The organism is Eggerthella hominis, from assembly GCF_014287365.1.
Taxonomy (GTDB): domain Bacteria; phylum Actinomycetota; class Coriobacteriia; order Coriobacteriales; family Eggerthellaceae; genus Eggerthella; species Eggerthella guodeyinii.
Map to the genome: position 1 here is coordinate 741394 of NZ_JACOOA010000001.1, position 24199 is coordinate 765592.

Genomic DNA, 24199 nt, shown 5'->3' on the forward strand with positions numbered 1-24199 from the left:
CTACAGCCTGATCTCCACCTGGTGGATGATGAGGTTCACCGTGTTCATCTCGGCGCGCTCCACCTCGGTGGGGGCGATGAACACGCCGAACTCGTCCTCGATGTCCACGAGCAGCTCGATGGCGCCCATCGAGTCGAGCAGCCCGAGCGCGAACAGGTCCTCGTCGCGGCGCACGCGCACCTCGTCGTCGCCGCACACCTCCTCGAGGATGTCGAGCATCTTCCCCTCGAGCTCCTCGTGCGTCGTATCAGCCATGGAACGCTCCTTTCACGAGCATCGTGATCTGCCCCGAGAACAGCGCGAACCCGAACATCACCAGCTGCAGCGTGACGAACCAGGACAGCGCCTTGAACGCGGGGTCTTTCCTATGCGCCTTGTAGAACTTCGACTTCTTCTGGAACGCCTCGGTGCCGGCCAGCAGCAGGCCGTGGAACAGGCCGTACAGCAGGTAGTCCGCCGTGAGGCCGTGCCAGGCGCCCATGAGGGCCATGTCGAACACGAAGCCCCAGCACGCGACAGCCAGCCGGCTGTCGAACCAGCGGCGCTTCAGCGCCAGGCGCGAGAAGCGCATGAACACGAAGTCGCGCAGCCAGAACGACAGGGTGATGTTCCACCGGTTCCAGAAGTCCTTGATGTCGACGGAGGCGAACGGGGCGCGGAAGTTGCGCGGCGTCCGGATGCCGAAGCAGTAGCTGGCTCCCATGGCCATGAGGCTGTAGCCCGCGAAGTCGAAGAACAGGTACAGCCCGTACACGTACGCCGTCTGCACCTGCGCGCCCAGCTCGACCAGAAACGGGCCCGAACCCCAGGCCGCCGGCGCGTAGAACCGATGCAGCCACGCGGCCACGACGAAGGTGTACACGAGCCCGACCAGCAAAAGCAGGATGCCGCGCGCCAAGAGGCCCGCGTACTCGTCGCGCGAGCGCACCGTCCGCGCATCCTCGGCGAACCGGCGCGACCGGTCGATGGGGCCCGAGGTGAACACCGGGAAGAACAGGAGGAAGTACAGGTAGTCGAACAGGCCGAGCTCCTCGATGATGCCGTCGCGCACCTCGAACAGCACCTGCAGCGCCTTGAACGTGATGTAGGACACGCCCATGAAGCCCAGCAGGTTCTGGTCGAACACCGCGCCGACCTTCGCCGAGAGAAGCGGCGCGAGGATGAGCGCGAACGCGACGGCGAAGCGCTTGTTCGAGCGCGGGCTCGCCAGCACCCAGCGCGTCGAGAGCACGGCCACCGCCACGAAGCACAGCGCCACGGCCAGCCCGGGCAGGTCCTTGCAGAACAGGCACGCGAGGAACGCCACCGAAGCGGCCATGCCGTAGCGCGCGAGCGGCTTCTCGCGCAGGCCGAGGAAGGCGGCGCCCGCCACGGCCAGCGCCAGCAGCGCGAAGAAGCTCGGATCGGCGTAGAACGTCATCGATGCTCGCCATGCCTCATGCCTCGGCCAGCGCCTTGCGGTCCACCTTGCCGTTGCAGGTGAGCGGCAGCTCGCCCACGAGCGTCACCGCGCGCGGCACCATGTAGCCGGGCACGCGCTCGGCGAGCCGCGCCTTGATGAGCCGCGCGATCTCGAAGTCGGTGCCGGCCGGGCGGTCGCGCAGCACGACGCACGCCTTCAGGTACGCCACGCGCTCGCGGCGGCGCACGGGCACCACGGCCGCCTGCTTCACGAGCGGCAGCGCGCCGAGGTTCTCCTCCACGTCCTCCAGCTCGATGCGGAACCCGTTCACCTTCACGAGCGAGTCGAAGCGGCCGTCGCAGTACAGCATGCCGCTCTCGTCGAGGTGCCCCGCGTCGCCCGTGCGGTAGGCGCGCGCGGGCGAGCCGTCGGCGAGCGTCGCGTCGAAGAAGGCCGCGGCCGTCTTCTCGGGGTTGCGGAAGTAGCCCTTGGCCACCGTGTCGCCCACGATGACGATCTCGCCGGTCCGCCCGGCCTCGCACGGGGCGCCCGTCTCGGGGTCGACGATGCGCAGCTCGGTGCCGGGGCGCGCCGCGCCCACCGGCAGCGGGCGCTCGCCGGCGAGCTCGGCGTCCCCGATCTCGACGTAGGTGACCGCCACCGTGGACTCGGTGGGGCCGTACGTGTTCGCGATGCGGGCGCGGGGGAAGCGCTCGCGCAGGGCGGCGGCCGTGGAGCGGCGCAGGGCCTCGCCGCAGAACAGGAACAGGCGCACGTCGGGCAGCAGCCGCTCGTCGAAGCTGCGGTCGACCAGGCACAGGTCGGCGAACGACGGCGTGGACGTCCACACCTCCACGCCCGAGGCGCGCAGGTCGGCGAACAGCGCCCGCATATCCTCCGTCTCCTCGCGCTCGACGGCGTGCAGGCAGCCGCCCGTGGACAGCGCGCCCACCACCTCGTACTCGGACAGGTCGAACGAGTACGGCGGTTGGTCGAGGAACACGCGCCCGCCCTCGCCGATCACCGGGAAGGTGCGCACCCAGTCCATGAAGCGCGCGACGTTGCGCGCGCTCACCTCGATGCCCTTCGGGCGGCCCGTGGATCCGGACGTGAAGATGAGGTACTGCGTCTGCTCGCCCGTCACCCACCGGCTGCGATCGGGCGCGAGGCCGAGGTCGGCGGCCGCGACCGCCGCGCGCGCGTCGAGCGCCGCGCCTGCCGGGAGGGATGCGGCAAGCGCGGCGGGCACGGGCACGGTGGTCACCACGGGAGCGTCGCCGAGCTGCGCCAGGATGTCGGCGAGGCGCGCGGGAGGCATCTCCACGTCGACGGGCACGAAGGCGTGGCCGCTTTTGAGGCAGCCGAGGAACCCGGCGGCCATGAGCGCCGATTTGTGGCCGAGTACCACCACCGGCTGCCTCCCGTCCGTGCGCGCCGCCAAGGCGGCGGCGATGCGGTCGGAGGCTTCCCACAGCTCGCCGTACGTCGTCGTCCGCCCGTTCGACGCCCGATGCGCGGGCGCCTCCGGGTGCGCGCGAACCTGCCGCTCAACGGCGCATACGAACTCGTTCTCCCTCGTCATGGTGATCCTCCCGCAGCTTCGACTACCGTACGGGCAAGAATCTATGACGAAGTTCTCAACAAAATATCTACGGCGCGGGCCGATCACCGTCTGCGCACATTTCGGTCACCGTACCGTCGCATTGGCGCGCTCCGGCGCGCCCGCACGCCGTATACTGGAGGCCTCCGAGAGAAAGCGAGCCCATGAAGCCCACGATCTACATCGACGCGGACGCCTGCCCCGTCACCTCCGAGGCGCTCGCCGTCGCGCGCAGGAACAAGCTGGCCGTGGTCATCGCCGGCAACGCGACGCAGAACCTCGCCCGGCACATCCGGCGCGGCGACCCGCGCGAGCCCACCGGCGGGTTCTGGGTGGACACGCTGGCCGTGGGCGTCGGTGCCGACGCGGCCGACTTCGCCATCGTGCAGGAGCTCGAGCCCGGCGACATCGTGGTGACGCAGGACATCGGGCTGGCCGCCATGGTGCTGGGGCGGCGCGCGCGGGCCATCGGCGTGCGCGGGCGCGTGTACACGCTGGCCACCATCGACCTCGACATGCACATCCGCCACGAGGAGAAGAAGGTGCGCCGCCAGGGCGGCCGGACGAAGGGCCCCGCAGCCTTCGAGGACGACGACCGCGAGCGGTTCAGCGCGAACCTGCAGCGCCTCGTCGACGAAGCTCTGCGCGACGAAGAGTGACGCGAGGGGCTCCTAGCGCACCGTGACGAACGAGGCGTACTCCTCCGCGTTCGGGTCGGTGATCCCCCCGCCGAGCTCGAACGCAAGCTGGCCCACGTAGACGTTCGTCCCCGGCAGCTGAGAGGGTTCTCCGAGCTTCGCGCCGCGCGTATCGCCCTCTTCGGGCGCGAACGAATCCGTGCCGCAGAGGACGAAGAACAACGGATTGCCCGTTTCCCGATCGAGCACGCTCGTCGTATGCCCGATCTCGCCGGACCCGTCTTCTTCCGTGCGCGCGTAATCGTCGTACTCGATCACGCAGGACGACGCGAGGTCGGCGGGCAGCTGCAGCGCGTAGTACGGCGTCTCGTACGCTTCCGCGAGCTCGTCGCCCGCGGTCAACCGCACGTACGGGGCGTATTCGTCGAGAGCGTCCTCCACCGGTTCGCCGTCTTCGCCGAGCCGCGACTGGCACACGTACACGCTCGTTCCCTCGGCGGTTGCCAACGGTCCCAGCTTCCGCTGGTAGAGCGCCCCTTGCGGGCCCCAGTCGTCCGAGCAGCACACGACGAAGAACGCGGCGTACGCCCCATCGGCATGCTCGACGCTCACGCCGTTGCCGATCCACTGCGTCGGCACCGGGTCGGCGCTGCCCGCCACGACGAACCGGAAGTCCTGCGCGAACGATGCGGGAATCGTCACCTTGTAGCCGGGCATGACGATCTGCCGCGCCGGCATCACGTCGGGCGAGACCACGGGCGTCACTGCAGGCGCCGAGCAGCCTGCGATCAGGGCGCTTCCCATCAGCACGGCGCACAGCGCCAGTGCAATCGACACGCGGCTTCCCCCATGCATGGCTTTCCTCCTAGTTCACGATCTCCATGTTCTCCCAGTAGTCCGATGAGGTGTCGTCGTTGCCGACGATCACCTTCGCGCGCAGCACGCCCTCGGCCGGCAGGTCGGAGAACCCGATGACCACGCCGTCCATCCCCCACTGCAAACCCTTCATGCCGTAGAGGCGCCGCTCCACGAACGCCTCGGACACACGCAGCTCGGTGCCGTTCTCGATGAAGCCGCCCCCGTCGTCCACGCGGAACGAGAACCTGCCCTCCCCGACGGCCGAGGTCACCGTGCCGGTGATCGCGTAGGGGCAATCGTACGACGCGAGGATGTCGTCGAGGGTCCTCGCAGGACCGTCCTCCTGCCGATAGTATTCGCTGATTTCGACGTATACGTCCTGCGCGACGAACGTTCCGCGCGAAAAGCCCTGCTCCGAAACGATCTGCACGCTTTCTCCCACGGCCAGCTCCTCGAACGGAACGTCGAAGTGCTCGGCCGACGCGCACTCGACGTCCACCTCCGTGCCCGGTTCCAGATACTCGGTCGAGCTGGTCACCGCGAGCACGAGCGTGCGCGCTTCGGCGTCGAGGGACACGATCGCGCCCGAGACGAGGTAGGAGCTTCTCATTCGCCCGAGATCGCTCGCCGCGTCGTCCTCGGGAACCGCCGCCTCGCGCGCGTCGGGCAGTATCCTCATGAACAGGGGGCCTTCGGGCGTCGCGTACTCAAAGGTGGACGCGCCGAACAGGAACGGCTTCTTCGTCACTTCGATCCTGCCGTCGTCGAGCACGGTTTCCTCGGGAGGCGCCAGGCGCACCGTGGAGAACAGCGCGGTCGGCAGCAGAACGAGCGCGCAGAGCGCGGCGCACCCCGCAACGCGATAATCCTTGCTCGGTCCCGCTACCGCGCCTATCGCGGCGAACGGAATCGCGACGAAGCACGTGAGGAACACGCAGATGGTCGGCACGTCGTAGACGACGCGGCGCAGCTCGAGGCCCTGCGCCGCCGCCTGTCCGCGACACGCGAAGAAGAACGCGAGGGCGGCCACGCTGATGCCCGTCGACACGACCAGCACGGCGATGCACGCCGCGCGCAGGTTCCACCGGGACGCGGGGCGCGGGCGCTCTGCCGGGGGTGCGGCGGGGCGGGGCGCGGGATCGCGCCCCTCGCGCGAGCGCCGCACGAGCTCGCAGACCAACCGCTGCACCACCGCCGCAGCAGCTAACGCGGCCGCCACGAACAGAAGGCCCTTCACGATGAACCCCGCCAAGGAATACGCCAGGTTGAGCACGCCGCTTGCGACCAGCACGCCCGCCGCCGCGACGAACGCCGCCTCGCCGCCGACGCGCCCCCACGAACGCCGCACCCACCGCTCGCTGCTGCCGAGCGCCCACGCTGCAGGCAAGACGAAGCCGAGGCTGCTGTACAGCATGAAGACCACATGGTCCCACACCCACGAAAGCGGGTTGGAGTAGTGGCCTATCAAGCTCGGCGATTGCAGGGAGCTGCCGACCATCAGCAGCGCCATCACCGTGACCACCACCACGAGCGCCTCGACGGCAACCGAGCCGCCCGCAACGTGCGAGGGCTTGAACGACGCCCACAGCATGAGCGTCGCCCCCATCGCCGCCGCGGTGGCGAACAGGGAGAGGGTCGAGGCCTCCATCGGCCATGGCACGAGCGACGCCGTCGCCGACACGAGCACCGCGACGAGCGCGCCCGCCAGCGCATACCCGACCCGCGCGAGCGTCGTCGCAACCGGCGTTGCAGCGCTACGACTCATCGCCGGCCTTGCGGGACGCCAGCTCCTCGAAGGCGGCTTTCATGGTGGGGTTGTTCCTCGTCAGGCGCTTGATGGTGAGGTCTTGGGCCTTGTTGTTCGCCAGGCGCAGGTTGTTCTCGGACGACACGAGCGCGTCCTTGGTCTTCTGCAGGTGCAGGATCGTCTTGTCGATCTCGGCGATGGCCGTCTGGAACTTGCGGCTGGCCAGGTCGTAGTTGCGCGCGAAGCCGCTCTTGAACGTCTCCATCGACTCCTCGAAGTTCGTGATGTCGATGTTCTGGTTGCGCACGACGGCGAGCTCAGCCTTGTACGCCAGCGAGCCCAGCGCCGCGTTGCGCAGGATGGAGATCATCGGCACGAAGAACTGCGGGCGGATGGCGTACATCTTCTCGTAGCGGTACGACACGTCCACGATGCCCTGGTTGTACAGCTCGCTCTCCGGCTCGAGCAGCGTGACGAGCACGGCGTACTCGCAGCCCTTCTTCGCGCGATCGGCGTCGAGCTTCTTGAAGAAGTCCTCGTTTCGGTGCCGGTGCGACGAATCGTCCGACTCGTTCTTCATCTCGAACATGATGGAGACGATCTCGTTGCCCTCCTCGTCGCACTCGCGGAAGATGAAGTCGCCCTTCGAGCCTTCCGACGCGTCGTTGTCCTTCTCGAAGTACGCGCGCGGGAACGCGGTGGCGCGGATCTTGTTGAACTCCGTCTCGCAGTGCTGCTCGAGCGACTCGCCCACCATCTTGGTGGACAGGCGCGCCTTCATGTCCTTGTAGCGCTCGATCTCGCCGTCCTTGTAGGCGATGATGTCGTCCTTCGCCTTGAGCTCGATGGCCAGCTGCTCCCTGAGGGCGCTCGTGGCCTGGCATTTCTCGGCGTCCTTGAGCGCCACCTGCGCGGCCAGCGCGTCGCGCTCGCGCTCGAGGGCCGAGCGCGCCTGCTCCACCGCCAGCTGCTTCTCCGCCTCGAAGGCGCGCTGCTGCGCGGTCGTGCGCTGCTCGAGCTCGGCGATGCGGGCGTCCTTCGCCGCGACGGCGTCGGCCAGCGCCCGCTCGCGCTCGACCTGGGCGAGGCGCGCCTCGTTCTCGCGCTCGCGCGCGGCCGCCTCCAGGCGGGCCTCCAACTCCGCGATGCGCGCCTCCTTCTGCGCCGCCGCCCCCTGCGCGTCGCCGAGCGCCTGGGCCACGGCGAGCTCCACCGCCTGGCGCTTCTCGGTTTCCAGCAAGTCGGCGTGGCGGCGCACCTCCTTGTCGAACTCGGCGTCGCGCACCTGCTTCACGATAGCCGCGAACCCGGCTTCGTCGATGGTGAACATCTCGCCGCAGTGGGGGCACTTGATCTCGTTCATGCTGCTCTCCTTCTCCCGTATCCCTCCGATTCTACCCCATCGGCCCCGCGAGCCCGCCCTCCTTTCGGGACAGGCGCCGCAACACGGGCTTTTCGGAGCCGCGCAGCACGGCTTTGGGCGTTGGCCGCGACCGCGGCATGCGCGTATATCCGGCATCGAGTCACAAAAATCACCAGCGTGAAGCGATTCGGAGACCGAAAGTCGTTTACGGGAGCCTTTCCGCCGCCTACTCTCCGCCCTCTGCAAGCATCACCGCAGGTCGCAAAGCGCAAACGAAGCAGCGAAGGCGAGAGCGAGCTTCAAAGCGGTGATTTTCGTGACTCGGAAGCCGTTTTGCCCGCTTTCCCCGACCTTTCAACGTGCTGTTTTGTTTCGATTCGTTTAATAAAGCGCGGGAGGCGCGTCCGGCTCCCTATAATGAACGCAGTATGAGCAACCGCATGAATGGAGGTCCGCCAAGATGGGTTACGTCGATAACGTCATCGAGCAGGTCAAGGAAAAGAATCCGAACGAGCCTGAGTTCATCCAGGCCGTCACGGAGGTGCTGTCGTCCCTCAAGCCGGTCATCGAGTCCGATCCCGCCTACGAGAAGGCCGGTCTGCTCGAGCGCCTCGTGGAGCCGGAGCGCGTCATCATGTTCCGCGTCCCCTGGGTCGACGACGCCGGCAACGTGCACGTCAACCGCGGCTACCGCGTGCAGTTCAACAGCTGCATCGGGCCCTACAAGGGCGGCCTGCGCCTGCACCCGTCGGTGAACCTCGGCATCATCAAGTTCCTCGGCTTCGAGCAGATCTTCAAGAACAGCCTGACCACCCTGCCCATGGGCGGCGGCAAGGGCGGCTGCGACTTCGACCCCAAGGGCAAGTCCGACATGGAGGTCATGCGCTTCTGCCAGAGCTTCATGACCGAGCTGTACCGCCACATCGGCGCCGACACCGACGTGCCGGCCGGCGACATCGGCACGGGCGCCCGCGAGGTGGGCTTCATGTTCGGCCAGTACAAGCGCATCAAGAACGTGTGGGAGGGCGTGCTCACGGGCAAGGGCCTGTCCTACGGCGGATCGCTGGCGCGCACGCAGGCCACCGGCTACGGCCTCGTCTACTTCGTGCAGGAGTACCTGAACTGCCATGACGACTCCTTCGAGGGCAAGACCGTGTCGGTGTCCGGCTCGGGCAACGTGGCCATCTACGCCACCGAGAAGGCGCAGCAGCTCGGCGCGAAAGTGGTCACCCTCTCCGACTCCACCGGTTGGATCCACGACCCGGCGGGCATCGACCTCGACCTCGTGAAGCAGATCAAGGAAGTGGAGCGCGCGCGCATCTCCACGTACGCCGAACGCAAGGAGGGCGTCGAGTACCACGAGGGCCGCGGCGTGTGGAGCGTGCCCGTGGACATCGCGCTGCCCTGCGCCACGCAGAACGAGCTGCTCATCGACGACGCCAAGCAGCTCGTGGCCAACGGCTGCAAGATCGTCGCCGAGGGCGCGAACATGCCCACGACGATGGACGCCACCGACTACCTCATGGAGAACGGCGTGGTGTTCTGCCCGGGCAAGGCGGCGAACGCCGGCGGCGTGGCCACCTCCGGCCTCGAGATGTCGCAGAACTCCGAGCGCCTGTCCTGGACGTTCGAGGAAGTGGACGGCAAGCTGCAGGAGATCATGAAGAACATCTACCATGCGGCCGACGACGCCGCCAAGGAGTACGGCCACGAGGGCAACTACGTCATGGGCGCCAACATCGCGGGCTTCAAGAAGCTCGCCGACGCCATGATGGCCCAGGGCATCGTGTAGGCGCGGCGCAGCACCGACCGCGCGCAGCGAAACGGCCTCGTCCTCGGACGGGGCCGTTCGTTTTCTCGGGAGCGAGGGGCGAGGCGCTACCGGTCGGGGCGGTCGCGCTCCAGCAGCGACACCGTGCGCTCCACGAGCGCCGCGGGGTCGTCGCCGTCCTCGGGGAAGCGCACGGCGGCCGAGCGCGCCATGCAGAACGCCTTCTTGCCGTCGATGCGCACCTTCCACAGCAGCGCCAGCTCGAGCGCGCGCATGAGGTCGCCGAGCGCGCGGCGGTCCACGTACTCGCGGATGGCGATGGCGAAGCAGCCGGCGCTCACGCGCGCGGCCTCGTAGTCGCCGTGCACCACCGCGTCGATCTCCCCCTTCACGCTTCCCAGGTAGGCGCGGCGCGCGTCCCAGCCCAGCGAGAGCGCCGTATGCTCGAAGCCGTCCACCGTCAGGCAGACGATGGTGAACGGCGCGCAGCCGTCGCTGCAGCGGGCCGCCTGATCGAGCACGTCGATGAAGGCGCGGTAGGTGAGCAGCCCCGTCTCGTCGTCGCTGCGCACGGCCTCGGCGTGCAGCCGGCGGGAGCGCCGGGCGGCCACCACGGTGCCTCCGAGCCCGACGGCCAGCGCCTGCGTCGCGATCACGCCCGCGGCGATGAACCACAGCCAGCCCTGCGGCACCCAGCCCTGCTCGGGCATGATGGACAGGGTCCACTGCGTCGGCATGTTGAAGGACGCTTTCACCGCATGCGAGAAGTCATGGCCTCCCTCGGACGCCGCGATCACGTCCTTGCTGCCGTCCTGCGGGCTGACCGCCCACAGCTCGTAGCGGTACCCTGCCTCCTCGAGCGACGCGAGGTTCAGCTGCTCGACGACGTACGACGCCCGCACCCCCACCACCATCTCGCCGCGGTAGGCGCCGTCGACGTCGACCGGCTCGATGAACAGGAACGCCGACGCGCCGTTCGAGAGCTCCACCGGCCCCTCCACCACGAAGCCGTCGGTCACCTTCGCCAGGGTGTAGACGTAGGAGAACGTGGCCAGGTCGGCGCCCACGGAGTCGCCGAACGCGTCCTCGGGGTAGGCGTAGGCCATCGTCTCGTCGCGGACGTACGCCACGTAGGCGATCTCCTCGCGTTCGAGCAGGTCGTTCGCGACGCGGGGAAGCCAGGACTCGTCGTCCGGGTCGACCTCGAGCGCCGACGAGAGCCGGCTTACCGGGCTCGCCTCGTTGTGCAGCTTCAGCTGCATGGTCTGCTGGAAGTAGGTCAGCACATGCTCGGCGTCGCGCTGGCGGATGGCGCCCGCCTCGGTGTGGACGAACACGCCGAGCAAGCCCGTGAGCGTGCACACGATCAGGACGTACGCTGCGAAGCCGAGCGCGGCCAGCGCATCGCGCCGCCTCACCGCTCCCCCTCGTCGCCGAATACGACGTATCCTTCCTTGCCGTGCTGCTTGACGCGGTAGAGGGCCTGGTCGGCCTGCTCCATGAGCGCGTCGGCGTCGATCGAGCGATCCCACACGGCCACGCCGACGCTGCAGTGCACCGAGAACACGGCGTCGCCCGACTGGATGCCCACGTGCAGCTCGCCCACCATCTCGTCGAGCACGCCGCGCAGCTCGGCCTCGTCGTCGATGTCGGTCATGAGCAGCACGAACTCGTCGCCGCCGTAGCGCCCGACGAGCCCGTCGTAGCGACGCTCGTAGCCGCGCAGCGCGTAGCCGATGGTCTTGAGCGCGATGTCGCCGGTCGCGTGGCCGAACGTGTCGTTGACCGTCTTGAAGTCGTCGAGGTCCACGAAGCACAGCGCGTACAGCGACCCGTCGTCCTCGGCGTTCTCGAGCGCGCCCGCCAGCTTGCTCGCGAACACGGAGCGCGTGACGACGCCGGTCAGGCCGTCGGACAGGCCCGACGAGGTGAGCTCGAGGATGTCGGCGATGTCGGCGTCGGCGGGGCGCTCCTCGCTGTACACCTTCCGCTGCAGCTCCTCGACGGACTTCTCCAGCATGCGCGCGTTCTCGGTCTGGCGCGCGAAGTTGGCGCGCAGCAGCGCGAACGTGCCCGCGATGAGGGCGAGCACGATGACGACGAGCGGCAGCAGCGAGCCCATGACCCCCGCGTAGGCGCTCCAGAAGCTCGTGACGCACACGGCGTCCCAGCTGGTGTTCGCGATGGGCGCGGCCGCGTAGTAGCGCACGTCGAGGCCGTCGACGGCCCAGAAGGTCACCGGGTTGAGGTCGAGCAGCTCGGCCTCGATCTCGTCGGCCGTCGCGCCGAAGGCGATCGAGTCGCGCAGGGGGTCGAGGAACAGATCGTCGTAGACGAAGCCGGACGTGGCCGACATGACCTGCCCGCGGCTGCCGACGAGCACCGAGTCGACGGCGCCGCTGGTCGCGCTCTCGTCGAGCACCTTCACCATGTCGTCGAAGTACAGCGACACGAACAGCGAGCCCGTCATCTCGCCGCCGTCGAAGAGGGGCACGAGCACGACGTAGTTGAGGGTGACGCCGTCGGCGCCGGCCGCGAAGCTGTCGGTGACGAGGCTCTGGCCGGTGGAGTAGCACTTCTGCATGAAGTCGCGGCTGGCGAGGCTCGCCGGACCGGTGGCGTCCCACACGTTCATCTCATCGTCGACGTAGCACAGCAGGAAGTAGCCGAAATGCTCGTTCACCTGATCGAGCATGGCCACCTTGTCCATGACGGGGACCGAGGCGTCGTACAGCGTGGGCTGGTCGGCCAGCGACTCGAGCAGCTTGAACGACTCCTCGACGCTCGCCTCGATGCGCGGCTTGGCGCCGGCGAGGGACACGTCGGCCTCGTGGCGCATGCTCTGCACCGCGAACACCGCGCCCACCGCGCACACCGCCGCCAGGAACGCCGCCGCGAGCGCGACGCCGTAGACGGCCATGCGCCGAAACGAGAACCGCGAAGCCCCGCGGGCTATGTCCGTCTTGCGTGCCATTACGTCATCCTTCTCATGCGCACTGATTAAGCCAGTGTAGCACCCCCCCCCCCGCGGGTATGCGCATCGAGGAACTTCCTCCGCTTCACGGAAAGATTCAGAGGCGGCACGTCCCCTGCCTCAGCGCCCGAACGCGTCCCTGCGCCGGGCCGCCATCTCCTGGAAGCGCAGCTGCGAGGGCGTGCCGACGACGCGCTCCCGAGCCGGGAACCGCGCGTCGTAGGCCGCGGCGGCGGCCTCGTCCACCTCGTACGCCGCATCCTCCACGTAGCGCCCCGCCGCGCCGGCCAGCGCGCCCTCGAACAGCTCGCAGGCTTGCAGCGCCGCCGCGTACGCGTCGTCGGCCGTGCGGATGCCCCGGCTTTCCGCAGGCACGAAGCCGCGGCGCCCGTAGTAGGCCGGGTCGCCGCACAGCAGCAGCGCGCCGAAGCCCAGCGAGCGCGCCTCGTCCTTCGAGCGCTCGATGAGGGCCGCGCCTGCGCCCGCTCCCTGATGCTGCGGCAGCACCGCGATGGGGCCGAGGCTCAGCACCGCGCGCGCCACGCCGTCGTCGCCCTCCACGACCGACCGCAGGCACGCGGAGCTGCCCACCACGTCGCCGCCGACCGTCGCCACGAGGTCGAGCTCGGGAACGTAGGCCGGGCACGCGCGCATGACGTGCAGCAGGTAGTGCTCGCAGCAGCCGGGGCCGTAGCGGTTCCAGAACGCCTCGCGCATCACGCGCTCCGTGGCGGGACGGTCGTCGGTCCGGGCTCGCCGCACCTCGAGTTCCAGCTCCATAGGTTCGATCCTTTCCCAAACAGCGCGGAGGCCCCGGCGATGCCGGGGCCTCCGATGTCGCGCAACGGTCGGCGCGGCGTTCAGATCGCGCTTAGAACATGCTCTGCACGAAGATGAACAGCGGCGAGAACGTCAGCGAGACGATGGTCATGAGGTTGATGAGGATGTTCATGGACGGACCGGAGGTGTCCTTGAACGGGTCGCCCACCGTGTCGCCCACGACGGCAGCCTTGTGGGCTTCGGAGCCCTTGCCGCCGTGCGCGCCCTTCTCGATGTACTTCTTCGCGTTGTCCCACGCGCCGCCGGCGTTCGACATGAAGATGGCCAGCAGCATGCCGGTGGACACGGCGCCCGCGAGGAAGCCGCCCAGCATGGCCGGGTTGAAGCAGCCGATGACCACGGGGATGACGACGGCCAGGATGCCCGGCAGCATCATCTCGCGCAGCGCGGACGACGTGGAGATGGCGATGCACTTGTCGTACTCGGGCTCGGCCTCGTACTCCATGATGCCCTTGATCTCGCGGAACTGACGGCGCACTTCCTCCACCATCGCGTGGGCCGCGCGGGACACGGCGCCCATGGTGAGGGCCGCGAACATGAACGGGATCATGGCGCCGATGAAGATGCCGGCGATGATGAGCGGGTCGGTGAGCGTCAGCTCGAACTCGGGGATGGCATGGTGCATCGTGGCCTGGTAGGACACGAACAGCGAGATGGCCGACAGGCCCGCGGACGCGATGGCGAAGCCCTTCGCGATGGCGGCCGTGGTGTTGCCCACGGAGTCCAGCTCGTCGGTGCGCTCGCGCACCTCTTCGGGCAGGCCCGCCATCTCGGCGATGCCGCCCGCGTTGTCGGCCACGGGGCCGTACGCGTCGACGCCGATGGTGATGGCCGTGTTGGACAGCATGCCCGTCGCCGCCAACGCCACGCCGAACAGGCCGACGGCGATGCCGCCCATGTCGTCGGCGTTCGGGAACGCCATGTTGCCGAAGGTGTACGCGCCGATGATGGCGAACGCCACGAGCAGGATGGGGATGATCGTGGACAGCATGCCCGTGGACAGGCCCTGGATCACGTTCGTGCCCGGGCCGGTTTCAGAGGCCTCGGCGATCTGGTGCACCGGCTTGTAGGCGTCGGAGCAGAAGTACTCGGTGGTCTTGCCGATGAGCAGGCCGGCCACGAGGCCGCACAGCACGGAGCCGAACAGCCAGATGGGCTGTGAGTCGACGGTCTGGCCGTTCCACACGAAGAAGATCGCGAGGATGGCGACGACCTCGATGAGGGCCGCGAGGTACGTGCCGCGGTTGAGCGCCTTGTGCAGCTCGGCGCCTTCCTTCGTGCGCACGGCGAGCAGGCCGATGATGGACGTGATGATGCCGCATCCGGCGATGAGCACCGGCACGACGATGGCCCACGTGGCGTCGATGCTGCCGAACGCGCCGAAGTAGCCGAGCGCGGCGAACGTCGTGGCCAGGATGGTCGGCGCCAGGATGGAGCCGGTGTACGACTCGAACAGGTCGGCGCCCATGCCCGCGACGTCGCCCACGTTGTCGCCCACGTTGTCGGCGATGGTGGCCGGGTTGCGCGGATCGTCCTCCGGAATGCCCGCTTCGACCTTGCCCACGAGGTCGGCGCCCACGTCGGCCGCCTTCGTGTAGATGCCGCCGCCCACACGGGCGAACAGCGCCACGGCCGATGCACCGGTGGCGAAGCCCTCGACCATGCCCACGTGCTCGTGCATGAGGTCGAAGGAGTCAACGCCGAACACGAGCAGGATGAGCCACAGGCTCAGGCCCAGCAGCGCGAACGAGGCCACGGACAGGCCCATGGTGAGGCCCGACTTGAAGCTCACGTTGAGCGCGGCCGCCACGGACTTCTCGGCGGCGTAGGCCGTGCGCGTGTTGGCGCGCGTGGCCACGTGCATGCCGATGTAGCCGGCCAGGGCGGACAGCACGCCGCCCGTCACGAACGCGATGGCCGTGATCGGCGACAGCGCGACGGCCATGACCACGGCCACGACGACCATGAAGATGACGAGCAGCTTGTACTCGCTCATGAGGAACGCCTTGGCGCCCTGCTGGATCTTCAGCGAAATGTTGTTCATCTTCTCCGGACCCGGGTCCTGCTTCAGAACCCATGATCCGAGGTAGCCCGCCACGCAGATGCCGATTAAGGCGCAGATGGGGGCCATCCATGCGACTTGGAGCGTCACTTGAATCCTCCTTTTCCCGTACGAATACAACTATGCGACCTTTTCGCCGGGCATTCTAAGCGGGAAAGTCGCATGCAACTGCACTATTGTAGGATATTTGCAGATAATGTGAAGCCGGAATCACAGTTTTTTGTCGCTTGGGTCGAATCGCCCGGTCAGCGCCCGAAAGCCCGACGACCGCTCGCAGGCCCCCCTGCGTGATCGCGCGGGAACCGGTATCATGCACCCCTTATACTTGAGACGATCACTGCCTGCATATATATAGAGGAGTTCTGTATGACCGTTCGTCAGCGCCTTGAACCGGCGCTCTCCGCGGCCGCTGCGTTCTGTTCCGACCTGCGCGTTCGCTTATCCCCCACGCGCGGCGACCTCGTCGGCGCCGCCCTGTGCGCCCTCGCCGCCGCGGGTCTCGCCGTCTACGCCGCATGCGGCCTGACCGACGCGCCCTGGTTCGCCGCGGCGCTGGCCGTCTGCGCGCTTCTGGGCTGCGCCGCCGCGTTCCTGGCCCGCACCGGGCGCTCGGAGCGGGCGCGGGAGGCCTGGCGCCTCGCGCGGCCCCTCGTCGTGCTGCTCGCGATCCCCGTGGGCTTCTACCTGCTGGAACGTCCCTGGAACGACCAGCTGCTCGCCATGAGCCCCTACTACGCGGCGGTGAACCTGTGCGTGCTCGGCGCGCTGTTCTCCATCGTGTACGCGGCCGGCCAGCGCACGCGCGGCGCCGTCGTCCTGTTCCTGGCGGCCTGCCTCGTCGCGGGCGTGGCGAACCACTTCGTCATCCTGTTCAAGGGCCAGCCCATCGTGCCCGCCGACCTGTTCGCGCTGTCGACGGCCGCCTCCGTGGGCGCCGGCTACACGTTCGCGCTCGACGCGCGCCTGCTCGAGACAATCGTCGCGTTCGCCGCCGCCTCGACGGCCGTCGCCTACCTGCCGAAGGTGGCCGCCACGCCGCGGCGCGCCATGGCGAACGGCGCGTGCGCGCTGGCGCTGGCCGGCTGCTTCGGCTGGTGGGTGGCGTCGTCCGACATCGAGGAGGCCTACGCGTGCACCGTGGACGTGTGGGGCGTGAAGGAGTCGTACGCCGAGCAGGGGTCGGCGCTGTGCTTCCTCAAGCGCGTGCAGGACCTGAGCCCCGAGCGTCCGGAGGGCTACGACGCCGACGACGTCGCGACCCTGCTCGGCTCGCTCGGCGGCGACGCGCCCGACGCGGACGAAGGAGCCGAGGCGCCCACGGTCATCGCCATCATGAACGAGACGTTCTCGGACCTCTCGCGCTACCCCGGCCTCGCGGGCACCGACGCGCGCCCCGCGCACTACTACGAGATCGCCGCCGAGGCGCTCGAGGCGGGCGACGCGTACGTGTCGGCGCTCGGGGGCGGCACGTGCAACAGCGAGTTCGAGTTCCTCACCGGCTCGAGCATGGGGCACCTCGGCGGCGGCGTGTACCCGTACGTGCTGTACGACCTCGACGGCGCCGAGAGCCTCGTGTCGTACTTCGACTCGCTCGGTTACGGCACCCACGCCATCCATCCCGCCGAGAGCACGAACTGGCGGCGCGACCGCGTGTACGACCAGCTGGGCTTCGACGAGTTCGCCGACCAGGACGCCTTCGCCGACGCCGACACGCTGCGCGGGCTCACCACCGACCGCGCGACGTACGACTACGTGCTCGACCTGCTGGAAGCCGACGAGGACCCGCAGTTCATCTTCGACGTGACGCTGCAGAACCACGGCGGCTACGACGTGGGCGGCCTGTCCGACGACCTCGCGGTGAGCGTGCCGCTGGGCGACGGCAGCACGTCCTCGGAGCTCGACGAGTACGCGAGCGTCATCCGCCAGGCCGACCGCGACCTCGCTTACCTCGTGGATCGCCTCGATGCGCTCGACCGGCCCGTGGTGCTGTGCTTCTTCGGCGACCACCAGCCCGGTTTCAGCGATTGGCTGTTCGAGGCCACCCACGACGGCGCGACGGCCGACGACCTGGGGCTCGAGGCCGTGCAGGAGCGCTACACGGTGCCGTACCTCATCTGGGCGAACGACGCCGCCCGGGCGCAGGGCGTCCACGAGCTGGACGGCGGCGCCGACGGGCGCACGAGCCTCAACTACCTGGGATCGAAGCTGGTGGAGGCCGCGGGCCTGCCCACGACGAGCTACCAGCGCTTCCTGCTGGCCGTGCGCGAGGCGATCCCCGCCATCAACCTCAACGGCTTCCTGACCGCCGACGGCGCCTGGCACGGCTTCGGCGACGAAGAGGAGGCCGGCGTGCTCGAGGCGCTGCGCGCCTACGCGACGGTGCAGTACGACAACCTGTTCAACAAGGATTCGGAGTGGCTTCTGTCGTTCGGCGACCGGGAGTGAGGGGGCTCCCCCTTTTGGCGCTCGGCCCCTCTCCTCGGTGCGGGACCCTCCCCCTCTGGCGCGGGGAGAGGTGTGCGGTTCGGCACGGGCATCCGCGCCGATTCGACCGGGGCGCGGCGTGCGATCGACGCGACGCGAGCCGCACGCATCCCGCCCCGTCGTCGCGCCAAAAACGAGATGGGGCCGCGCCAAAGAAGCGGCAGCCGCCCCGAAAGCCGGGTCACCCGAAGAAGAAGGCTACAGGTTCTCCCTGACCCAGGCTATGTTGCCTTTCACCGTGGACACGAGCTCGTCCAAGTCGTCGAACTTCCGCATCTCGCGCAGCCAGTGTAGGAACTCCACCTTGACCGGCTTGCCGTAGAGGTCGCCGGAGAAGTCGAGGAGGTGCACCTCGCAGGTGGCGGTGGCGCGGTCGGCGAAGGTGGCGGCCACGCCCACGTTCACGGCGGCCTTGTAGCGCGCGCCGTCCACGTGCGCGTAGGCGGCGTACACGCCGTCGCCGAGCGGCCTCATCTGGTCGGGCACGGTGAGGTTCGCGGTGCGGAAGCCCAGGTCGGCCCCTTCCCCGCGGCCCGGCTCCACGACGCCGGTCATGAAGTACGGGCGTCCCAGCAGGTGGTTCGCCTCTTCGATGTCGCCGTCGGCCAGCAGCAGGCGGATGCGCGTGGCCGTGATGGGCGCGCCGTCGTCGCTCTTCAGGTCGTGCGCCTGCACGTCCGTGCCGCCCTCGGCAGCCCATGCGTCGAGGTCGCGCACCGTGCCCGCCGCCCGCGCGCCGAACTTGAAGTCGTAGCCCACGTGCAAGCACGACGGCACGGTGCCGTCGAACGTCTGCACGAGGAACTCCTCCGGCGACGACGCGGCGAAGTCGCGCGTGAACGGCAGCACCGCGACGGCGTCGACGCCGCTGTCCGCCAGCATGAGCACGCGCTCCTCGTTCGTCATGAGCTTCTTGAGGCGCGCCGGATGGAACACCTCGTCGGGATCGATGTCGAACGTCAGCGCCACGCTGGCGCCGCCGCTCTCGGCCGCGGTGGCGCGGGCGCAGTCGAGCAGGAAGCGATGCCCCCGATGCACGCCGTCGAACACGCCGAACGCGCACGACGTGCCTTTGAAGAACCCGTGGTCGAACGATGCGTCGACCCTATATATCTCTGCCACGAGACACCCCCGTTTGAAACACGCAGCGCGTCTCGAACCGAGCGCGCCCCTCGTCGAACGCGTACAGCGCGACGAGCTTGTTGTCCGTCAACACGGCCACGAGCTCGCCGTCGCGCGGCGGCTCGCAGCTTTCGCGCACGCCTGCGGTGCAGGCGCACATCTCGGCTGCCGACGTCGTCCTTCTCCGTTCGAACAGCCCCAGCTCGGCAGCGGGCAGCTGCGCGCCGTTCGCCACCTTCTTCGCCAGCTCGTCCTGGGCGTAGGAGAACCGCACGCCCAGCAGGCGCACCGGGTCGAGCGCGGCGCGGTCCTTGAGCTCGGCCAACGTCTCCAGGCTCACGCACTCGTCGAGCGCGAGCAGCCCCAGCTCGGTGCGCTCGAGCGCGCCCACGTGCGCCGGGCAGCCCAGCGCCACGCCCGCGTCGCGGGCGAGCGCGCGGATGTAGGTGCCCTTCGACACCTCGAACGACACGTCCCACGAGGGCAGCTCCTCGCCGTCGCCCTCGCGCACGCCCAGCAGCCGCGCATCGTACACCTCGATGTCGCGCGGCGCGAGGTCGATGATGTTGCCGGCGCGCGCGGCTTCGTAGGACTTCTTCCCGTTCACCTTGATGGCCGAGTACGCCGGCGGCATCTGCTTGCGCTTGCCCACGAGGCCGGCCACGAACGCGGCCGCGAACTCGGGGTCGAGCACGCGGTCGGGCACCTCGCCCGTGCGCACCACCTGGCCGGCGGCGTCGTCGGTGTCGGTGCCGGCGCCGAACGCGATGGACACGCGATAGCGCTTGTCGTGCCCGGTCAGATACGACCCCAGGCGCGTGGCCGGCCCGACGCAGATGGGAAGCACGCCGGTGGCCATCGGGTCGAGCGTGCCCGTGTGCCCCACGCGCCGCTCGCCGAAGATGGACCGGCAGCGGTTCACCACGTCATGAGAACTCATGCCGGCGGGTTTGTTCACCCCGACGACCAGCGACAGCCCCGATAACCCCCGTTTCACGCGCGGCACGCCCCCTCGTCTGCGGCGAAGGTCGCCCCAAGCGTCTCGTCGACCAGGCGGCGCGCCTCGTCCATGGTGCAGGACAGCGTGAACCCGGCCGCGGCGACGTGGCCTCCCCCGCCGAACGAGCGCGCGATGGCCGCCACGTCGGTGTCGTCCTTGGCGCGCAGGCTGCCGCGCACCACGTCGCCCTGCTCGCGCAGCATGCAGGCCACGCGCACGCCCGCCACCGAGCGCAGCGCGTCGATGATGGGCTCGGCGTCGGCCTTCACCGCGCCGGCAGCCGCGAAGTCCTCGGCGACGAGCCAGCTCATCGCGTAGGCCCCACCTGCGCCGAACGCCATGCGCTCTACGGCGACGCCCTCGAGACGCACGGACGGCAGCGTGCGGTTCTGGAAGATGGCGCGCGACACCGACGCCGGGTCGGCCCCCGCCTCCACCATCTCGGAAGCGGCGCGCATCGCGGCCGCGTCGGTGTTCTGGTACTGGAAGCGGCCCGTGTCGGTGACGAGGCCCGTGTAGCAGCACAGCGCCACGTCGCCGGCGCGATCCGCGCCCAGGAGGTCGGCGAGCTCCCACACGAGCATCGTGGTGGACGCGGCGGCGGGGTCGACGTACACGAGGTCGGACATGGTGGTGTCCACCGCGTGGTGGTCGACGGTTATCGCCAGCTCGCAGCCGTCGCGCAGGGCGGCGGCCGCCTCGCCGACGCGCTCGCGGGTGGGGACGTCCACCCCGACGAACGTGCGGGCGCGCCCGTCGAAGGACGCCGCCGGCACCAGCTCGGACGCGCCCGGCAGGAAGCCGAGCCGCTCGTCGATGGGCTCGTCCGACGCCAGCAGGCAGGTCACGCGCTTGCCGAGCCCCTTGAGGGCCGCGGCCAGGCCGAGCTGCGAGCCCAGGCAGTCGCCGTCGGGGCTCACGTGCCCGCAGATGATGAAGTCGTCATGGGCCTGCAACGCCTCGGCGATGGAGCCGAGGTCGGTGTTCGTCTGGGGCGTGACCGTCATGGGGTCTCCTACTCGTCGTCGGCCGCCGACTGGGCCTCGGCCTCGCGGTCGGCCATGATGTCGGCGTCGGCCGGCACGTCGCTGTCCGTGGGCGCCGTCACCTTGTTGCGTGCGGCGTCGCGTTCGAGGGCCGACGCGATGCGCTCGGCCTCGTCCACGCTCTTGTCCAGCAGGAAGCGCAGCTCCGGCGCGATGCGCCACGACAGCTGCTTCGCCATGAGCGAGCGGATGCGGCCGGACGCCTTCTGGAAGGCCGCGGCCACGTCCTCGTAGCGCTCGGGCTCGGTGGTGTAGAACACGTTGCACACGCTGCGGTCGTAGCTGACCTCGCAGCCGGTGATGGTGACCAGCTCCAAGCGCGGGTCGGATATCTCGAACAGCAGGATTCCGGCGATGATCTCGCGTGCCTGCTCGTTGACCTTGCGATTCGATGAACTCTGTTTCATGATGCGTCTCCTTACCGTTATCGGGGTCTGCGCGAAACGCGCCCGCCGCATCCAGTGTAGCGTGGATGAACCGGCGAGCGCGCTGGTGTACGCAGTGGCGACGAACGGTTACTCCGTGCGCTCGACTTCCTTGACGGTGTAGCCCTCGATATGGTCGCCGATCTTGAGGTCCTGGTAGCCGTGGATGCCGATGCCGCATTCGTAGCCCTGCTTCACGGACTTCACGTCGTCCTTGAAGCGGCGCAGCGACTCCATGACGCCCTCGAAGATGATGGTGCCGTCGCGGACGATGCGCACCTTGTCGTCGCGGTGGATCTCGCCGTCGATGATGTAGCAGCCGGCGATCGTGCCCACCTTCGGCACCTTGAACGTCTCGCGCACCTCGGCCACGCCGGTGTCCTCTTCCACGATATCGGGGGAAAGCAGGCCCACGCGCGCGGCGTTGATCTCCTCGATGGCCTGGTAGATGATCCTGTACAGGCGGATGTCCACCTTCTCCTTCTCGGCCTGCTGCTTCGACTTGCCCGTGGGGCGCACGTTGAAGCCGATGATGATGGCGTCGGAGGCGGAGGCCAGCGTGACGTCGGTCTCGGTGATGCCGCCGACGGCCGAGTGCACGATGTTGATGCGCACCTCGGACTGGTCCATCTTCTCGAACGCGTCGCGCAGCGCCTCGATGGAGCCCTGCACGTCGGCCTTCACGATGAGGTTCAGGTCGGTCTGCTTGCCCTCCTCGATGCGGTTGAACAGGTCGTCCAGGCTCATGTGGCTCTTGGATTCCTGCTCGGCCAGGCGGGCGCGCAGCGCGCGCTCCTCGGCCAGCTTGCGGGCGTCGCGCTCGTCCTCGAACACGCGGAACTCGTCGCCGGCGACGGGCACGCTGTTGAGGCCCAGGATCTCCACCGGGTCTGCGGGCAGCGCCTCGTCGACGTGCTTGCCGTGCGGATCGACGAGCGCGCGGACGCGGCCGTACGACGTGCCGGCGACCACGACGTCGCCCGGATGGAGCGTGCCGCGCTGCACGAGCACGGTGGCCACGGGGCCGCGGCCCTTGTCGAGGTTCGCCTCGATGACGAAGCCGGAGGCCTCGGCGTCGGGGTTCGCCTTGAGCTCGAGCACGTCGGCCTGGAGGATGATGGTCTCCAGCACGTCGTCGATGTGCAGGCGCTGCTTGGCCGACACCTCCACGAACATGTTCGAGCCGCCCCACTCCTCGGGGATGACGCCGTACTCGACGAGCTCCTGGCGCACGCGGTCGGGGTTCGCGCCCGGCTTGTCGATCTTGTTGACGGCCACCACGATGGGCACTTCGGCCGCCTTCGCGTGGTTGATGGCCTCGACGGTCTGCGGCATGACGCCGTCGTCGGCGGCCACCACGAGAACGATGACGTCGGTGACCTGGGCGCCGCGGGCGCGCATGGCCGTGAACGCCTCGTGGCCCGGCGTGTCGATGAACGTGATCTGCTTGCCGTCGATCTCGACGACCGACGCGCCGATGTGCTGGGTGATGCCGCCGGCCTCGCTGGCCACGACGCCCGTGTCGCGGATGGCGTCGAGCAGCGACGTCTTGCCGTGGTCGACGTGGCCCATGACGGTGACCACGGGCGGGCGGGGCTTGAGGTCCTCGTCCTTGTCGTGGTACACCACCGCGTACTCCTCCTCAGGCGACACGACGCGCACCTTGCGGCCCATGTCGTCGGCGATGAGCTCCACGAGGTCGTCGCCCATGGACTGCGTGAGCGTCAGCACCTGGCCCAGCATGAACAGGCGCTTGATGATGTCGTTGGGCTGCACGCCGAGGATCTCGGCGAACTTCGCCACCGTGGCGCCCTGGGGGATCTCCACGACGGAGTCGTCGAGCACGAGCGTGGGATCGAGGCCCTTCTCGATGGCCTCGAGCTCCATGCGCTCGCGGTTCTCGGCCTCGCGCTTCTCCTTGCGCTTCTTGCGGCGGCCTTCGCCCTCGTGGGTGGAGGCGGCGGCGACGGCGGCGCGGGCCTCGGCCAGCACCTTGTCGCGCTGCAGCTTCTCGGCCTGCACGGCCATCTGCGCGTAGCGGTCCTCGGGCTGGGAGGCCTGCTGCTCGAGCTCGGGAACGATCTGCTCGACATGGCCGCCCTTCTTGCCCTTCTTGGCCGGGCGCTCGGGCTTGGAGCCCTTGCGCGCGGCGTCGCGGGCGGCCGGGGCCGCCTGCTTCTGGGCCTCGATGCGCTGCTTCTCGGCCTCGATCTGCGACAGCAGCGAGTCGAACGCGGGCTTCTTGGCGCCCAGCACCGGCGCGGGCTTCTTGGGAGCGGCCGCGGGCGAGGCGCTCTTGGCGCCCTTGGCGTTGCGGTTGCGCAGCGCCTCCTCCACGGCCTGCTTCTTGGCCACCTCGGCGGCCATCTTGGCCTGGCGCGCACGGGCGCGGGCCTCGGCGGCCTCGCGGGCGACGCGCTCCTTCTCGCTCTCGATCTGGCTCGCCAGGCTCTCGAACGGCGAGGAGCCCGGGGCCTTCTTCGGCTTGTCGGAGCCGTCGGCGCCCAGCGCGTGCTCGTCGTCGGGCGAGCCCTCGGCGCGCTGCGCGCGCTCGGCCTCGCGGGCGGCGCGCTCCTGCTCCACGGCCTCGCGGCGGGCGCGCTCCTCCTCGGCCTTCCTGGCCTCGGCTTCGGCGCGCTCCTGGGCGAGCTTGGCGGCTTCCTCGTCCTCCAGCTGGCCGGCGCGCTGCTTGATCTCGGGCTCGAGGTTCTTGCGGATCTTGTCGACGTAGGCGTCCGCGAGCATGCTCGCGTGGCTCTTCGCGGGGATCTTCATCTGTTGCAGCTTGTCGAGCAGCTCTTTGCTCGACATATCGAATTCCTTCGCCAACTCATGTACTCGCATGCTGGCCATATACCACTCCTCTA

General features: G+C 69.0%; 18 protein-coding genes. 3 read left to right on the forward strand and 15 right to left on the reverse strand.

Annotation, left to right across the window (positions count from 1 at the left end):
* From dltC to dltA, 3 genes are read right to left on the reverse strand one after another with little or no spacing between them, the layout of a single operon-like run.
* Positions 1 to 255 (reverse strand): D-alanine--poly(phosphoribitol) ligase subunit DltC, encoded by a 255-nt coding sequence (gene dltC, locus H8S61_RS03310; RefSeq protein WP_087191596.1) that lies wholly within the window; start codon positions 253 to 255, stop codon positions 1 to 3.
* A complete protein-coding gene (gene dltB / locus H8S61_RS03315) occupies positions 248 to 1420 on the reverse strand; it encodes a D-alanyl-lipoteichoic acid biosynthesis protein DltB (RefSeq protein WP_186937938.1) in 1173 nt (390 codons plus the stop codon). Before dltB ends, dltC begins: the two co-directional genes overlap by 8 nt.
* Before the next feature lie 16 nt (positions 1421 to 1436).
* Entirely contained in the window at positions 1437 to 2984 is a 1548-nt protein-coding gene (gene dltA / locus H8S61_RS03320; RefSeq protein ID WP_186937939.1) for a D-alanine--poly(phosphoribitol) ligase subunit DltA, read from the reverse strand.
* Positions 2985 to 3166: 182 nt separating this feature from the next.
* Between dltA and H8S61_RS03325 the strand changes: the two genes are divergently transcribed.
* Entirely contained in the window at positions 3167 to 3661 is a 495-nt protein-coding gene (locus tag H8S61_RS03325; RefSeq protein ID WP_160942311.1) for a YaiI/YqxD family protein, read from the forward strand.
* A gap of 12 nt (positions 3662 to 3673) precedes the next feature.
* Here the strand turns inward: H8S61_RS03325 and H8S61_RS03330 are convergent, their stop codons facing one another.
* From H8S61_RS03330 to H8S61_RS03340, 3 genes are read right to left on the reverse strand one after another with little or no spacing between them, the layout of a single operon-like run.
* Positions 3674 to 4477, reverse strand: coding sequence for a hypothetical protein (locus tag H8S61_RS03330; RefSeq protein ID WP_186937940.1), 804 nt, complete (start codon positions 4475 to 4477; stop codon positions 3674 to 3676).
* Between the two features lie 28 nt (positions 4478 to 4505).
* Positions 4506 to 6263, reverse strand: coding sequence for a hypothetical protein (locus H8S61_RS03335; RefSeq protein WP_186937941.1), 1758 nt, complete (start codon positions 6261 to 6263; stop codon positions 4506 to 4508).
* A complete protein-coding gene (locus H8S61_RS03340) occupies positions 6253 to 7608 on the reverse strand; it encodes a DUF2130 domain-containing protein (protein ID WP_186937942.1) in 1356 nt (451 codons plus the stop codon). Before H8S61_RS03340 ends, H8S61_RS03335 begins: the two co-directional genes overlap by 11 nt.
* Positions 7609 to 8068: 460 nt before the next feature.
* Between H8S61_RS03340 and gdhA the strand changes: the two genes are divergently transcribed.
* A complete protein-coding gene (gdhA, locus tag H8S61_RS03345; protein WP_186937943.1) occupies positions 8069 to 9400 on the forward strand; it encodes an NADP-specific glutamate dehydrogenase in 1332 nt (443 codons plus the stop codon).
* A gap of 86 nt (positions 9401 to 9486) precedes the next feature.
* On the opposite strand, the gene H8S61_RS03350 is transcribed toward gdhA, so the two are convergent.
* The 4 genes from H8S61_RS03350 to H8S61_RS03365 form a co-directional block, all read right to left on the reverse strand.
* Entirely contained in the window at positions 9487 to 10797 is a 1311-nt protein-coding gene (locus H8S61_RS03350; RefSeq protein ID WP_186937944.1) for a GGDEF domain-containing protein, read from the reverse strand.
* Positions 10794 to 12353 (reverse strand): GGDEF domain-containing protein, encoded by a 1560-nt coding sequence (locus H8S61_RS03355; RefSeq protein ID WP_186937945.1) that lies wholly within the window; start codon positions 12351 to 12353, stop codon positions 10794 to 10796. Before H8S61_RS03355 ends, H8S61_RS03350 begins: the two co-directional genes overlap by 4 nt.
* A 120-nt stretch (positions 12354 to 12473) precedes the next feature.
* Positions 12474 to 13133 (reverse strand): GNAT family N-acetyltransferase, encoded by a 660-nt coding sequence (locus tag H8S61_RS03360; protein ID WP_222617544.1) that lies wholly within the window; start codon positions 13131 to 13133, stop codon positions 12474 to 12476.
* 91 nt (positions 13134 to 13224) lie between these two features.
* Positions 13225 to 15324 carry a sodium-translocating pyrophosphatase gene (locus tag H8S61_RS03365; RefSeq protein ID WP_186938147.1) on the reverse strand — a complete coding sequence of 700 codons (2100 nt, stop codon included), beginning with the start codon at positions 15322 to 15324 and terminating at the stop codon, positions 13225 to 13227.
* 297 nt (positions 15325 to 15621) lie between these two features.
* Between H8S61_RS03365 and H8S61_RS03370 the strand changes: the two genes are divergently transcribed.
* Positions 15622 to 17700 (forward strand): LTA synthase family protein, encoded by a 2079-nt coding sequence (locus H8S61_RS03370; RefSeq protein WP_186937946.1) that lies wholly within the window; start codon positions 15622 to 15624, stop codon positions 17698 to 17700.
* A 237-nt stretch (positions 17701 to 17937) separates the two neighbouring features.
* Here H8S61_RS03370 and ribF read toward each other — a convergent pair whose 3' ends face one another.
* The 5 genes from ribF to infB all read right to left on the reverse strand — a co-directional run bounded on the left by ribF (position 17938) and on the right by infB (position 24185).
* Positions 17938 to 18861, reverse strand: coding sequence for a riboflavin biosynthesis protein RibF (gene ribF / locus H8S61_RS03375; RefSeq protein WP_186937947.1), 924 nt, complete (start codon positions 18859 to 18861; stop codon positions 17938 to 17940).
* Positions 18845 to 19867 carry a tRNA pseudouridine(55) synthase TruB gene (truB, locus tag H8S61_RS03380; RefSeq protein WP_160942299.1) on the reverse strand — a complete coding sequence of 341 codons (1023 nt, stop codon included), beginning with the start codon at positions 19865 to 19867 and terminating at the stop codon, positions 18845 to 18847. Before truB ends, ribF begins: the two co-directional genes overlap by 17 nt.
* Complete coding sequence (locus H8S61_RS03385) at positions 19855 to 20868, reverse strand: DHH family phosphoesterase (RefSeq protein ID WP_186937948.1); 1014 nt, start codon at positions 20866 to 20868, stop codon at positions 19855 to 19857. Before H8S61_RS03385 ends, truB begins: the two co-directional genes overlap by 13 nt.
* Before the next feature lie 8 nt (positions 20869 to 20876).
* Positions 20877 to 21314 carry a 30S ribosome-binding factor RbfA gene (rbfA, locus tag H8S61_RS03390; protein WP_160942297.1) on the reverse strand — a complete coding sequence of 146 codons (438 nt, stop codon included), beginning with the start codon at positions 21312 to 21314 and terminating at the stop codon, positions 20877 to 20879.
* A 108-nt stretch (positions 21315 to 21422) separates the two neighbouring features.
* Positions 21423 to 24185, reverse strand: a complete 2763-nt coding sequence (infB, locus tag H8S61_RS03395) for a translation initiation factor IF-2 (RefSeq protein ID WP_160942296.1) — start codon at positions 24183 to 24185, stop codon at positions 21423 to 21425.
* Between the last annotated feature and the right edge of the window lie 14 nt (positions 24186 to 24199).

Bases quoted from the DNA above. Each gene is read 5' to 3' on its own strand.
- dltC (WP_087191596.1), bottom strand. From the start codon at position 255: ATGGCTGATACGACGCACGAGGAGCTCGAGGGGAAGATGCTCGACATC.
- dltB (WP_186937938.1), bottom strand. From the start codon at position 1,420: ATGACGTTCTACGCCGATCCGAGCTTCTTCGCGCTGCTGGCGCTGGCC.
- dltA (WP_186937939.1), bottom strand. From the start codon at position 2,984: ATGACGAGGGAGAACGAGTTCGTATGCGCCGTTGAGCGGCAGGTTCGC.
- H8S61_RS03325 (WP_160942311.1), top strand. From the start codon at position 3,167: ATGAAGCCCACGATCTACATCGACGCGGACGCCTGCCCCGTCACCTCC.
- H8S61_RS03335 (WP_186937941.1), bottom strand. From the start codon at position 6,263: ATGAGTCGTAGCGCTGCAACGCCGGTTGCGACGACGCTCGCGCGGGTC.
- H8S61_RS03340 (WP_186937942.1), bottom strand. From the start codon at position 7,608: ATGAACGAGATCAAGTGCCCCCACTGCGGCGAGATGTTCACCATCGAC.
- gdhA (WP_186937943.1), top strand. From the start codon at position 8,069: ATGGGTTACGTCGATAACGTCATCGAGCAGGTCAAGGAAAAGAATCCG.
- H8S61_RS03355 (WP_186937945.1), bottom strand. From the start codon at position 12,353: ATGGCACGCAAGACGGACATAGCCCGCGGGGCTTCGCGGTTCTCGTTT.
- H8S61_RS03360 (WP_222617544.1), bottom strand. From the start codon at position 13,133: ATGGAGCTGGAACTCGAGGTGCGGCGAGCCCGGACCGACGACCGTCCC.
- H8S61_RS03365 (WP_186938147.1), bottom strand. From the start codon at position 15,324: ATGGCCCCCATCTGCGCCTTAATCGGCATCTGCGTGGCGGGCTACCTC.
- H8S61_RS03370 (WP_186937946.1), top strand. From the start codon at position 15,622: ATGACCGTTCGTCAGCGCCTTGAACCGGCGCTCTCCGCGGCCGCTGCG.
- H8S61_RS03385 (WP_186937948.1), bottom strand. From the start codon at position 20,868: ATGACGGTCACGCCCCAGACGAACACCGACCTCGGCTCCATCGCCGAG.
- rbfA (WP_160942297.1), bottom strand. From the start codon at position 21,314: ATGAAACAGAGTTCATCGAATCGCAAGGTCAACGAGCAGGCACGCGAG.
- infB (WP_160942296.1), bottom strand. From the start codon at position 24,185: ATGGCCAGCATGCGAGTACATGAGTTGGCGAAGGAATTCGATATGTCG.